This window comes from Pseudomonas sp. GW456-L12 (genome assembly GCF_059424045.1).
On record NZ_JBWKZA010000003.1, the window covers coordinates 333485 to 346259 of the forward strand.

Genomic DNA, 12775 nt, shown 5'->3' on the forward strand with positions numbered 1-12775 from the left:
TGCCAGCGCGGTTCCGGCCCGCGGGCCCCAGGCCTGCCTCCCGGAACCCGGGAATTCCTTGAAAACGCTCCTCCTTATAAAGAGTACCGATCATGACCCAAGTCAAACTGACCACCAACCACGGCGACATCGTGCTGGAACTGAACGCCGAGAAAGCCCCGGTCACCGTGGCCAACTTCGTCGAATACGTTAAAGCCGGTCATTACGAAAACACCGTATTCCACCGCGTCATCGGTAACTTCATGATCCAGGGCGGCGGTTTCGAGCCAGGCATGAAAGAAAAGAAAGACAAGCGTCCAAGCATCCAGAACGAAGCCGACAACGGTCTTTCCAACGACAAGTACACCGTCGCCATGGCCCGCACCATGGAGCCGCATTCGGCTTCCGCGCAGTTCTTTATCAACGTCGCTGACAACAGCTTCCTCAACCACAGCGGCAAGACCGTGCAGGGCTGGGGCTACGCGGTATTCGGCAAAGTGGTCGCCGGCACCGAAGTGGTCGACAAGATCAAAGGCGTGGCCACCACCATGAAGGCCGGCCACCAGGACGTACCGGCAGAAGACGTGATCATCGAGAAAGCCGAGATCGTTGAGTGATACTGCTGATTTCAGATTTGCATCTGGAAGAGGAGCGCCCGGACATTACCCGGGCGTTTCTGGATTTACTGGGCGGGCGTGCCCGCTCGGCGCAAGCGCTGTATATCCTGGGAGATTTTTTCGAGGTCTGGATCGGCGACGACGCCATGACCCCCTACCAACTTTCCATTTGCCAGGCACTACGCGAGCTCAGCAACAGCGGCACGCAGGTTTTCCTGATGCATGGCAATCGCGACTTCATGCTCGGCAAGGCCTTCTGCAAGGCCGCGGGCGCGACCCTGCTCAAGGACCCGAGCGTGGTCGACTTCTACGGCGAGCCGGTGCTGCTGATGCACGGCGACAGCCTGTGCACCCGCGACGAAGCCTACATGCGCATGCGCCGCTACCTGCGCAACCCGGTTTCGTTGTGGATCCTCAGGCACCTGCCGCTGCGCACCCGGCACAAGCTGGCGCGCAAGCTGCGCAATGAAAGCCGCGCGCAAACTCGCATGAAGGCCAACGACATCGTCGACGTGACCCCGGACGAAGTGCCGCGGATCATGCAGGCGTTCAAGGTGCGGACCCTGGTCCACGGCCACACCCACCGCCCGGCCATCCACAAGTTGCAGATCGGCGACCAGGCCGCCAAGCGCATCGTGCTGGGGGACTGGGACCGTCAGGGCTGGGCCTTGCAGGTGGATGAACAGGGCTTCCAGCTGGCGGCTTTCGACTTCGTGCCGTCGCAGCAGGCATTGCCCCGCCTGTAGCGCCGCCGCAGGCTGCGATAAGGCCCGAAGGGCCTTGTTGCGAGGCCTTCCAGGCGAACGCTGCGCGTTCTATCGCGAGCAAGCTCGCTCCTACAGCAAGACGTACCTTTTTGTAGGAGCGAGCTTGCTCGCGATAATTCCTCTGCCCTACCGCACCCTCAATGCCCCGCCGACGCCGGCCCGGCCTTGGCGGTGAACGGTGGCTTGGCCAGCCACACCAGCAGGATCAGCGCCATGAAGCTCCAGCCCAGCAGCGTGAAGTAGTCCACGGTGGACATCATGTACGCCTGCCCGGTCAGCACCTGGTCCAGCTGCGCGTAGGCCTGGTTGCTGGCACCGCCCAAGGCGTTCAGGGCATCGCGGGTGGCAGGTTCGAAGGTACTGATGTGTTCGCCCATGTAGGCATGATGCTCGTTCGCCCGGCGGATCCAGATCCAGGTGGTCAGCGAGGCGGCGAAACTGCCACCCAGGGTCCGAAGGAAGGTGGCCAGGCCGGCGCCATCGGCAATCTGGTGCGGCGGCAGGTCCGACATCAGGATGCTCAGGGTCGGCATGAAGAACAGCGCCACGCCGATACCCATGAACAGCTGCACCAGAGCGATGTGCTGGAAGTCCACCTCGTTGGTGAACCCGGCGCGCATAAAGCAGCTCAGGCCGATCGCCAGGAACGCCAGACCGGCCAGCAAGCGCAGGTCGAACTTGTGCGCGTACTTGCCGACGAAAGGCGACATCAGCACCGGCAGGATGCCCATCGGCGCCACCGACAGGCCGGCCCAGGTCGCGGTATAGCCCATCTGGGTCTGCACCCACTGCGGCAGGATCAGGTTGATGCCGAAGAAACCGGCATAACCGCCCACCAGCACGATGGTGCCGATGCGGAAGTTGCGGTGGGCGAACAACCGCAGGTTGACCACCGGATGGCGGTCGGTCATTTCCCAGATCACGAACACCGCCAGGGCGATCACTGAGATCAACGTACCGATAACGATGAAGTTGGATTCGAACCAGTCCAGGTCGTTGCCCTTGTCGAGCACGATCTGCAAGGCACCGACGCCGACAATCAGGCTCAGCAGGCCGATGTAGTCCATCGGCTGGCGACTGGTCACCACCGGCCGCGCCTTCAGCTGCTGCCTGACCACCCAGGCGGCGAACAGGCCGATCGGCACGTTGATGAAGAAGATCCACGGCCAGCTGTAACTGTCGGTGATCCAGCCGCCGAGAATCGGCCCGGCAATCGGCGCCACCACCGTGACCATCGCCAGCAGCGCCAGGGCCATGCCCCTTTTCGCCGGTGGGTAGACTGCAATCAGCAGGGTCTGGGTCATCGGGTACAACGGCCCGGCCACCACCCCTTGCAGCACACGAAAGCCCACCAGCTCGGGCATGGAGGTGGAAATCCCGCAGAGGAACGAGGCCAGCACGAACAGCAGGGTGGCCCAGATAAACAGCTTCACCTCGCCGAAGCGCCGGCTCAGCCAGCCGGTCAGCGGCAAGGCGATGGCGTTGCTCACGGCAAACGAGGTGATCACCCAGGTGCCCTGCTCCGAACTCACCCCGAGGTTGCCCGATATGGTCGGCAGGGCCACGTTGGCGATGGTGGTGTCGAGCACCTGCATGAAGGTCGCCAGCGACAGGCCGATGGTGCTGAGCAACAGGCTGGGCGGCGTGAAAGAGGCGTTATTGCTCATCGCGAATCCTATGAAGCGAGGCAGACGCCGCGGCCGCTAACGGCCGCAGCAGAGGGATCGGCGAATCAGCGCTGCGCGGTCTTGCCGATGGCGGCGCTGTTGTCGTGGATCAGGCGGGCGATCAAGGCATCGGCCTCGCCCAGCTGGCGGTCGTAGACGCTGGTACTGAACGACGCCTTTTGTGGCGGCTGCTGGGCCAGCACGGGGCCGCTCTGGTCATGCAGGTCGACGTTGACCACCGTCGACAGGCCGACCCGCAGCGGGTGCCTGGCCAGTTCTTCGGCATTCACATGGATGCGCACCGGTACCCGCTGCACGATCTTGATCCAGTTGCCGGTGGCGTTCTGCGCCGGCAACAGGGCAAAGGCACTGCCGGTACCGGCGCCCAGGCTGTCGATGGTGCCGCTGTACTTGACGTCGCTGCCGTAGATATCGGCTTCGATGTCCACCGGCTGACCGATGCGCATGTCACGCAGCTGGGTTTCCTTGAAGTTGGCGTCGATCCACAGCTGGTCGAGCGGGATCACCGCCATCAATGCGGTGCCCGGCTGTACCCGCTGGCCCAGTTGCACGGTGCGCTTGGCGACATAACCGGTCACCGGGGCGATCAGGGTGCTGCGGGCGTTGGTCAGGTAGGCCTGGCGCAGTTGCGCGGCGGCCGCCTGCACGTCCGGATGGTTCGATACCACGGTGTCGTCCACCAGCGCGTTGGTGGTGTTGAGCTGCTGCTGGGCATTGGCCAGGGCGTTCTGCGCCGAGGTCAGGTCGTCACGGGCATGGGACAGTTCTTCCTGGGAAATCGCCCCGCTGCTGGCGAGGGTCCGGCGGCGGCTGAAGTTGTCCTGGGCTTTCTGCACTTCGGCCTTCTGCGCCGCCACCTGGGCGCGCATGCCGTCGACGTTGCTGTACAGCCCGCGCACCTGGCGCACGGTACGGGCCAGGTTGGCCTCGGCGCTTTGCAGGCCGACCTCGGCATCGTTGGGGTCGAAGTTGACCAGCACCTGGCCTTCGTGGACCAGGTCGCCATCGTCGGCGCCGATGCTGACCACCGTACCGGTGACCAGCGGGGTGATTTCCACCACGTTGCCGTTCACATAGGCGTCGTCGGTGCCTTCATTCCAGCGTCCGTAGAGTTCGTACCAGGCAAAGACCCCCAGCCCGCCCAGGACGATCAGCGCCACCAGGCCCAGCAGCATGACCTTGCGCTTGCGCGGGTTGGCGGTGTCCTGGGTATTTTCGGGAGCGTTGTTGGTTTCGACAGTGGCCATGATGAGTACCTTGAATTATTGAGTGCGCGAGGCTGGGGTCGGAGTGGCCGCGGCCAGATTGTCGGTCTGGAAACCACCGCCCAGGGCCTGCATCAGTTGGATCGACAGGTCGATCTGCTGGGCATTCAGGGTCGCCAGCTGACGCTGGGCCTGCAGCAATTGCTGCTCGATGCTGAGCACGTCCAGGTAATTGCCGATCCCCGAGCCGTAACGCTGGACCACGGTGTCGTAGGAGTCCTGGGCGATGTCGGTGGCGTGTTGCTGGGCGGCGATCTGCCGACCGATGTCACGCAGCTGGGAAATGGTGTCGCTGACATCCCCCAGGGCATTCACCAGGCTCTTGTTGTACTGCGCCACGGCCAGGTCGTAGTCGGCGTCCCGGGCATCCAGGTCGGCGCGCAGGCGGCCACCGTCGAAGATCGGCAGCGACACGGTCGGGGCGATATTGAAGAAGCGGCTGGCCGATCCGAACATCGCGTCCCCCAGCAATGCTTGAGTGCCGGCAGCGGCGCTCAGGTTGAGGTTGGGATAGAAGTTGGTCTTGCCGGCGTCGATGCTCTTGCTCGCCGCCTCGACCCGCCAGCGCGCGGCCACCAGGTCCGGACGGCGGCCCAGCAGTTCCGCCGGCAGCACCGACGGCAACGCCACCGCGCTGGCCTGCAGGACTTTCGGCCGGGCGATTTCGTTGCCCCGGTCCGGGCCTTTGCCGAGCAATACCGCGAGGGCGATCTTGGCGCTCTGCAGGTTTTTCTCGGCATCGATCAGGCTGGCTTCGGAGCTGGCCTCCAGGCTTTCGGTCTGCTGGTACTGGTACTGGCTGTCGATGCCCGAGCTCAGGCGTTTCTGGCTCAGGTCGAGCATCTGCCGGGTGCGCTTGAGGTCTTCAGTGGCCAGGTCATGGACGATATGCGCCTGGCCCAGGTCGCTGTAGGCCCGGGCCACGTCGGCGGCCAGGGTCAGTTGCGCGGCCTGGCGATCGATCTCGGCGGCGCGCGCCTGGCCCAGGGCGGCTTCCCAGGTATCGCGCTGGCCGCCCCAGAGGTCGAAGGTGTAATTGAAGTTGCCTGTCAGGCTGCGCATCGTGCTGTAGTTGTCGCCCTGCCCGCTCGGGTCCTGCGAACGGGACAGGCGCGAGCGGCTGACACTGCCGCTGGCGTCCAGAGTCGGCATGCGTGCCGCGTCCGCGGCATAGGCCGCCGCGCTGGCCTGGTGGGCCCGGGCGCTGGCGATCTGCATGTCGGGACTGTCGTGCAGGGCTTCGCGGATCAAGCCATCGAGCTGTGGATCGCCCAGGCTCTTCCACCAGTCGCTCTTCGGCCAGGCCGCCGGCGACAGGGTCACGCCACTCAGGGATTGTCCGGCCTTGAGGGATTTGGCATCGAGGCTCACCCCTTCGGTTGTCAGGCCACTGTAGTTGGCACATCCGGCCAGGCTCATGGCCAGCAGCACCAGGCTCAAACGGGCACGCAAGGTTTTACTGCTCATTTACTTATCACCTACCCGCAACACAGTGATCGGGTCACCGGCCGCCAGCAAAATTTTCTTGAGGAGCTGTTCCAGGGTTTTCAACTCTTCGGGGGTAATGGCGCCGGCCAATTCATTCATGGCGTCGGCACCGATGTGCGGCAGACGGTCGGCGAGCTTCTGGCCCTCCTCGGTGAGCACCAGGCGCACCTGACGGCGGTCGTGCTCCGAGCGTTGGCGGGCGAGGAAGTCCTTCTGCTCCAGGCGATCGAGCATGCGGGTCATGGAACCGCTGTCCAGGGACAGGTGGCGGCAGAGCTCGGCCGGGGTGTCGACGCCGAACTGGGCCATGATGATCAGCACCTTGAACTGCGCGGCGGTGATGCCGTGGGGTTCCATGTGGGTGTCGATGATCCGGTCCTTGAGCAGGGCCGCGCGGCCCAGCAAGAGCCCGAGGTGGCAATTTTGGAAACCGTCTGGGGTGAAGTGCTTCATCTGATCACCTGTTAGCTGCCTAGGCAGCGAAAGTATGTCGAGATGTTACTGCCTAGGCAGCCAATATCCAAACAATAATTAGCATGCTTACTATTAAGCTAATTAATGGGAAAGCCTTGAAGTCAAGAATCGGCGGGAGAAATACCGGCTGGAGGGGCGGCGTGGTGAACACCAGCCCCCTCGCCAAAGGGGACTGGATTGCCGACGAGCTAGAAGTCGCGCTTGTAGAAGATATCCAGCGAGCTGGCGACGCCGCTGGCCGCTTCCAGGTAGACCTTTTTGCTCAGCTTGTAGCGCAGGGCGATGGTGTTGGCCGGCTCGAAGACCCCCACCCCGTAACGCAGGCTGAGCCGCTCGGAGATATTGCCGCTGGCCACCACGCTGGTGGTGTTGCCGCTGCCCTGGGTGTCGAGCTGGAAGTCGTCGATCCCCAGGTCCTTGGCCAGCCCGCCGGTGATGTTCGAGCTGCCCATCAGGCCCAGGCCCAGGGCAGCTTGCGCCAGCATGTTGTTGTCCTCGCCGGTGGTACTCAAGGGACGCCCGAGCACCAGGTAGGACAGCGCCTGCTCCTGGCTCATGGCCGGTTCCGAGAAGATCTGCGTGGTCGGTTGTTCGGCGCTGCCACTGAGGCGGATACCGGCGATCACGTCATCGGTCTGGCGGATCGCCTCGATGTCCAGGTACGGCTGGTCGATCGGCCCGGCGAACAGCAGGCGTGCCCGGCGCACGGTCAGGCGCTGGCCGTAGGCGCGGTAGCGGCCGTCGTTGAGCCACAACTCGCCACGGGTGTCCATGTTGTCGCCGATGTGCACGTGGCCTTGCAGGTTGGCGGTCAGGCCGAAACCGGTGAAGCTGAGCTTGTCCTCGCCGACCACCACATCGATGTCCATCGCCATGGCCATCGGTGCTTTGCCCTCCTCGGTCTGGTGGCCGATGATCACCGTGTCGTCCGACACCTTGACCGTCGATGGCGGCAATTCACGGATGGTGATTTCACCCTTGGGCACATGGACCTTGCCGGCGATCGCCAGCTTGTCGTCCTTCATCGAGATCTTCAGGTCCGGCGCCACGTCCAGCACCGCATAGGGCTCGACGGTGACCGGCAGTTGCGAGCCTTTCAGGCTCAGGTCCACCACCAGCGCCTGACCCCAGGCGATATTGCCGTTCAGACTGCCCTGGCCGGCCTTGCCGCTCTTCCAGCCGCCGCTCAACTGCACGCTTTCACCGGCGATCAGCGCCTGCAATTGCAGGTCCTGGAGGCTGATGGGCAATTCAGGGCCGGAAACTTCGCCACCACTAAGGGCCAGGTTGCCATTGACCTGCGGCGCCAGCAGACCGCCGGAGATGCGCCCGCTGCCATTGAGGGTGCCGGTGAGCTTTTCGACCATTGGCACGAACGGCCGCGCCACCGCCAGGTCCAGGCCGCTGAGGCGGAACTCGCCGGACAGCGGCTTGTTTTTCGGCAGCGGATTGATCTGCGTCTGCAGCATCAGCTCACCGAGCTTGCCGCCACTGAACGCCAGCTGGGTGTCGATACGCTTGGGGTTGAGGGTGGTGTCGAGTTTCAGCGTCTGGTACGGGAAGTCCAGCCACTGCTGCTTTTCCTTGACCCGCAAGGTGCCGCCGCTGGCGTCCAGCAGGATCCGCCCCTGCGGGCCGCCAGCCGGTACGTCCAGCTTGATATCGGCATTGAGCCGGCCCTTCCAGGCGAAGTCCTTGGGCAACCACTGCGCGAGGCTGTCGATCGGGAACTGCTTGAGGTGGTAGCGCAACTTGGGCTCGGGCATCAGCCGCTGATCCTCGCCACACAGGCTGGCATCGCCGCTGGCCCAGCAATGGGCGCCGAAGTTGAGCTTGCCGTCGGCCAGGTATTCGAGCTTGGCCGGGGCTTGCAGCCTCCAGTCCTGGCCACCGGTCTGGATATCGCCGCTGGCCAGGCGCCCGCGCCAGTTGCCCTGGTCCAGCTTGCCGTCCAGGCCCAGTGCCAGCTTGAGCTGCGGGCCTTGCAGGTCCAGCTGCAGCTTCTGGCTCTTGATATCGCCCTGGCCGCTGGCCGTCAGCGTGCCCAGCGCGGTTCCACCGACCTGGATGCCGGCCCCCTTGAGGTCGATTTGCGCCCGTTGCGCGCTGTCCAGGTTGGCATCGAGCTTGAGGCTCTGCAGGCGATTGTCGGCGAACACTAGTTGCTGGCCTTGCAGGTCGAGCTTGCCCTGCGGCGCCTTCAGGGTGCCGGCCACATCGAGGCGGCCGTTGAGCTGGCCACGCAGCTCGGGCCACAGCTGGCCGAGACGCGGCAGCTTGATATCGAGTTGCCCGGCCAAACGCTGTTGCAGGCGGCCGGAACCGTTGATGCGGTTGTCGCCCAGGCGGATGTCCAGGGTGCTCAGGTTCCACTGCTCGCCAGCGCCATCGGCCTTGGCCTGCAGCACCGCGGGCTGGCCGCGCAGCCTGCCCTTGAGGTCGAGGTCGGCGTTGAGCTTGAGTTGCTCGTTCTTCATTTCGCCCTGGCTGCGCAGCGGCCCGGCCAAAGTGCCCGGCAGCTCGGCGACCCAGTACGCCGGGTTGATCGCCGACAGGTCCAGGGCGGTATCCCAGGCGATGCCGTCGGCGAATTGCAGGTTCAGGTGGCCTTCGGCCTTGCCCTGGCCGGCGGCCAGCTTGAACTGGGGCAGGAAGATTTTCGTCAGGTCGCCTCTGAACGGGCTGCTGAGGCTGAACGCCCCCGCCGGGCCATCGAGGTCACCCTTGAAGTTGCCCAAGTAGTTGCCATCGCGGTAGGCGACCTCGGCAGTGAAGCGGCGCACCGCCACCGCGGGCTCTTCGATCAGCGGGTACAGGCGATGCCAGGGGAAATCCAGCCAGTCGAGCCTGGCTTCGGCGTTCAGGCCCTGGCTCCAGTCCAGCTGGCCCGTCAGCTTGAGGTTCTGCTTGTCGTTGGCGCTCAGGTCCAGCGCGGCGATCTGCGCGCCCTTGGCGTCGACCTTGCCTTGCAGCGCCAGGGCCACCGGCCCCTGCTCGGCCGGCAGGCTGGCCTTGCCCAGCAGTTGGTAACCCGCCTTGAGGTCGCCTTTGCCGGTCAGTTCCAGCTGGTTGAGCATCAGGGTATCGGGCAGCTCGGCGCTGGCCTTGAAGCCATCGGCGGTGATCCGCACCTGGGCCGGCAGGTTCTCCACCAACGGTTGCAGCTCACCGCTCAATTGGCCTTGCAAGTAACCGCTGCTGTCGGCCGCAAGCTTGAGGGTCTTCAGCAGGTCGCCATCGACCTTCAGCGCCAACGCCCAGGGTTCACTGCCCGGCGCCGGCAGGGTCAGGGTACCGGTGGCACTCAGTGGCCAGTCGCCGCTGGGCGACAGCAACCCCGAAAGATTCAGGCTGAGGTCGTCGCGTTGCAGGCTCACCGAGTCGATCTGCAGGCCCTTGGCCGTCCACTGCGCCGCCAGCTGCAGGCCCTTGAGCTCCTCGCTGCCATTGAACTGCAGGCTGCCGACCCGTACCTGCCCCAGCTCGATAGCCAGGGGCAACTGCAGATCCGGCAGGCTGATCGGGCCGCTGCTTTGTTCTTCCGCGCCCGGCGGGAATTGCAGGCTGACCTGCTCCACGTCCAGTTGCTCGATGCACAGGGTCATGCGCATCAGGCACGCCGGCGACCAAGCGAATTTCGGCGCCTGGAGTTCGACCCGGCTGCTGTCCTGCTGCCACAGCAGATGATCGGCGCTCCACTGTCCCCCTAAGTGGCCGGCGAAGTTCTCCACCGTCAAACCCGGCACCAGGCCCAGGGCCCAGCGACTGCCGGCCTGGGTGCCGAGTATCGAAGCCAGCGCCAGTACCAGCCCCGCCACCAGCACAAGCAGCGCCAGCGCCGCGATCTTCAAACCACGCTTCACAGCTCAGGCCCCATGGAAAAGTGCAAGCGAATGCCGCCGTCATCGTCCAGCGCATGGGCCAGGTCGAGGCGGATCGGCCCCACCGGGGACACCCAGCGCACGCCGACACCGACCCCGGTCTTGAGGTTCGGCAGTTCAAGTTTGTCGAAGGAGTTGCCCTGGTCGACAAAGGTCGCCAGGCGCCATTTTTCCGCGATGGAGTACTGATACTCGACGCTGCCGGCCACCATGTAGCGCCCGCCGATCCGGTCGCCGTCGGAGTTCTCCGGCGACAGGCTCTGGTAGTCGTAACCGCGCACGCTCTGGTCGCCACCGGCGAAAAAGCGCAGCGACGGCGGGATCTTCTTGTAACCGTTGGTGGCGCTGCCACCGAACTGCACCCGGCCGAGGAAGCGATGGTTGTCCCACACCGTGGTCAGGCCCTTGAGCAGCACGGTGCCATATAACAGGTTGGTGTCCGAACCCAGCCCTTCCTTGGCCACCTTGCTGTCGAATTGCAGGCGATAGCCGTTGTGCGGGTCGATGCGGTTATCGCTGCGCAGGTAGGAATAACTGATGCCGGGCATCAACAGGGTACTCAGGCCCGAGTCGTCGCCCAGGCGGTATTCCTCGCGTTGCCACTTCAACGAGATGACTCGCTGCCAGCCGCTGGGCAACTTGCTGTGCCACTCGGGACCGAGGGTGAGCAGTTTACTCAGGGTGTCGGTATTGGCGATTTCTTCGTTCTGGTAGCCGCCGGCAAAACGCAGCTTGTCGGTCAGCGGCGGGTCCAGCGGTATGTCGTAGAACAGGCCGACGTTCTGTCGCGGCGCGGAGACTTCCGCCTCCCAGCCGTAGCTGTGGCCTTGGGCGTTGACCCAGTGCCGGGTCCAGTTGGCTTTGGCCCGCGGCCCGACGTCGGTGGAAAAGCCCAGGCCCAGGCCCATGGTGCGCGGCTTGCGGGTTTCCAGCTGGACCGCCACCGGAATCACCTCGGCGGCGGCCGCGGTCGGCGCCGCGTCGACCCGCACGCCCTCGAAGTAACCGCTCGATTGCAGTGCCTGGTTAAGCTCGGCGATCAGCTCGGAGTCGTAGGGAGTACCGGCCTTGAACGGCACCATGCGTTGCAGCAGGTCTTCGTCGAACGGTGTATCGCCGGCAAAACTGACCTTGCCCAGGGCGTAACGCGGACCGCTTTCGTAGACCAGCTCGATATCCGCCACCCCGGCCTGGGGGTCCACGGCCAGCTTCTGCCGGGTGAAACGCCCACTGAAAAAGCCATAGCGCGACGCCTGGTTCTGGATCAGCCGCTTGGCGTCTTCGTAATGACCGTGATTGAGGACCGCGCCGCTTTTCAGCTGGTCGCTCCTGGGCACCCGAAAGCCCTTGAGGGAGGCCGCCGGGCCGTCGACCCGGATGGTGACGTTGCGCAGGTGCACCGGCTCGCCAGGATCGATATTCAGCACCAAACGCGGCTTTTCGCCGCCTTTGACTTCGCTGCTGATCTGCGGCTGGTAGTAGCCCAGGGCCTGGGCGGCCTTGCGGGCCTGCTCCTCGGCGCCACGGCTGAAACGCAGCAGGGCTTCCTCGTCGCGATCGCCCACCCCGCCGATGTAGCCTTCCACATTGGCCTTGAGTTCATCGTTGGAGGGTTTGACCCTGACGTCCAATTCGCTTTGCGCCAGTGCCGCACAGCTTGTGAACAGCAGCAACAAGCCGCTGGTGAATCTTCCTGAAAACTTCATAGGCGCGAATGCTATCACGAGCTGGGAGCCCGATAGAGCGCACAAATGTGAGGAAAGTTCTGTTCAGCCGGTCGCGCTTTGCAGAACCTGCGGGTTGGCGTGAAAGAAAACGTGCTCGCGGACCGGACCGACGGCGATCTCGCCAATCTCTTCATAACCCTGGCGCTCATAGAACGCCAGGTAACGCGGGTTGCCGGTGTCCAGCACCACACCCTGGGAGTGTTCATCCACCGCGCACCAGTTGTGCACCGCCTGCAGCAACTGCTCACCGAAGTGCTTGCCCTGGAATTGCGGATGAATCCCCAGCAAGGGCAGGACGTGCACCGAATCGCTGGGCAGGCAACCCAGCACCGCGGCGTGATAGTCCAGGTAACGCCGGGTGCAACGGAAACCGGTACTGAGCACCATCCGCAGGCGCCAGGCCCAACTCTCGGTAATGCCCAGGCGACGCTGGGGCGGTGCGATCAGGGCGATGCCGATCAGCCGGTCATTGACCAACAGGCCGATGGCCGGCAGGTCCTGAATGAAGTGCTGCTTGACCAGCTCCCGCACCGTGGCCCGCACCCGTTGTTCGTAACCCGGGCGTTCGGACTCGAACAGATAAGCGAAAGTCGGCTCGTGGCGATAAGCCTGGTACAGCAGGGAGCGGGCTTCGCGGGCGTAGCCGCTGTCGAGCATGTGAATGTCGGCGATGGCAGTCGAAGTTTCAGGCATGGCGATTGGTCTCCCCCTGGGCCCGGCTTGAAGTGGCCGCGCTGGGTGGCGGCGTTCTTCTGCGCGGTTGTTATAGCTACGAACCTTTCAGGCTCGTGATCGTTCCACCGCCCATGGACCTTAGCAGCGCATCTGCCCTGCCGCCACGCTGGCCGCCGCGCGACTTGTCGGCTAGCATCGCAGTTTTGCCAGGACT

The 12775-nt window shown here is 64.4% G+C and carries 9 protein-coding genes; 2 read left to right on the plus strand and 7 right to left on the minus strand.

The window, feature by feature from the left end; all coding sequences use genetic code 11:
• The first annotated feature begins 92 nt into the window (after window positions 1-92).
• Window positions 93-596: a peptidylprolyl isomerase gene (locus tag AC07Y9_RS06155; protein WP_007929634.1), complete on the plus strand. Its 504-nt coding sequence runs from the start codon at window positions 93-95 to the stop codon at window positions 594-596.
• Window positions 593-1342: a UDP-2,3-diacylglucosamine diphosphatase gene (lpxH, locus tag AC07Y9_RS06160; RefSeq protein ID WP_102679846.1), complete on the plus strand. Its 750-nt coding sequence runs from the start codon at window positions 593-595 to the stop codon at window positions 1340-1342. The genes AC07Y9_RS06155 and lpxH overlap by 4 nt, the downstream gene beginning before the upstream one ends.
• 158 nt (window positions 1343-1500) lie before the next feature.
• Here lpxH and AC07Y9_RS06165 read toward each other — a convergent pair whose 3' ends face one another.
• The 7 genes from AC07Y9_RS06165 to AC07Y9_RS06195 all read right to left on the minus strand — a co-directional run bounded on the left by AC07Y9_RS06165 (window position 1501) and on the right by AC07Y9_RS06195 (window position 12579).
• Window positions 1501-3030: a DHA2 family efflux MFS transporter permease subunit gene (locus AC07Y9_RS06165; RefSeq protein ID WP_102679847.1), complete on the minus strand. Its 1530-nt coding sequence runs from the start codon at window positions 3028-3030 to the stop codon at window positions 1501-1503.
• Window positions 3031-3095: 65 nt separating this feature from the next.
• The gene (locus AC07Y9_RS06170; RefSeq protein WP_102679848.1) at window positions 3096-4298 is read right to left on the minus strand and encodes an HlyD family secretion protein; all 1203 of its coding nucleotides are present in this window, start codon (window positions 4296-4298) and stop codon (window positions 3096-3098) included.
• A 15-nt stretch (window positions 4299-4313) separates the two neighbouring features.
• Window positions 4314-5783, minus strand: a complete 1470-nt coding sequence (locus AC07Y9_RS06175) for an efflux transporter outer membrane subunit (protein ID WP_062825318.1) — start codon at window positions 5781-5783, stop codon at window positions 4314-4316.
• Window positions 5784-6257 (minus strand): MarR family winged helix-turn-helix transcriptional regulator, encoded by a 474-nt coding sequence (locus AC07Y9_RS06180; RefSeq protein ID WP_025804726.1) that lies wholly within the window; start codon window positions 6255-6257, stop codon window positions 5784-5786.
• Between the two features lie 209 nt (window positions 6258-6466).
• The gene (locus AC07Y9_RS06185) at window positions 6467-10141 is read right to left on the minus strand and encodes a translocation/assembly module TamB domain-containing protein (protein ID WP_102679849.1); all 3675 of its coding nucleotides are present in this window, start codon (window positions 10139-10141) and stop codon (window positions 6467-6469) included.
• Window positions 10138-11865: an autotransporter assembly complex protein TamA gene (locus AC07Y9_RS06190; protein ID WP_037035517.1), complete on the minus strand. Its 1728-nt coding sequence runs from the start codon at window positions 11863-11865 to the stop codon at window positions 10138-10140. Before AC07Y9_RS06190 ends, AC07Y9_RS06185 begins: the two co-directional genes overlap by 4 nt.
• A gap of 63 nt (window positions 11866-11928) precedes the next feature.
• Window positions 11929-12579: a GNAT family N-acetyltransferase gene (locus AC07Y9_RS06195; RefSeq protein WP_009044610.1), complete on the minus strand. Its 651-nt coding sequence runs from the start codon at window positions 12577-12579 to the stop codon at window positions 11929-11931.
• Window positions 12580-12775 lie beyond the last annotated feature (196 nt).